Source organism: Vibrio sp. 10N.222.49.C9, assembly GCF_041474985.1.
Classification (GTDB): domain Bacteria; phylum Pseudomonadota; class Gammaproteobacteria; order Enterobacterales; family Vibrionaceae; genus Vibrio; species Vibrio crassostreae_C.
Map to the genome: position 1 here is coordinate 1 of NZ_JBFRVD010001364.1, position 368 is coordinate 368.

Genomic DNA, 368 nt, shown 5'->3' on the forward strand with positions numbered 1-368 from the left:
AGTTATTTGATGAAAGAAAAGTATCCCGTATTTCGAACCAGTAGTGCACTCTTAGCTGTACTACTGGTTTTGCCAATTTTAGCCATTTTTTACACCAGTATCGGTGGTGATAACGACTTGTTCGCACACCTTTTTGATACGGTGTTGCCCACCTACGTCTCAAATACCTTCTGGTTGGTATTTGGAGTGATGTTACTGTCTCTTCTAATTGGTATTCCAAGCGCTTGGCTAATGGCCATGTGTCGCCTTCCATCAGAAAAAGTGTTGCAGTGGGCAATGGTACTGCCTCTGGCTATGCCTGGTTATATCGTCGGTTACGTGTTTACGGATTGGTTTGATTTTGCCGGTCCTTTACAGGTTTTCTTGCG

At 43.8% G+C, this 368-nt stretch carries 1 pseudogene; it reads left to right on the forward strand.

The features are described 5' to 3' along the window. Nucleotides 1-9 precede the first annotated feature (9 nt). Nucleotides 10-368: pseudogene (locus AB4585_RS28310) on the forward strand (iron ABC transporter permease); the annotation flags it as partial.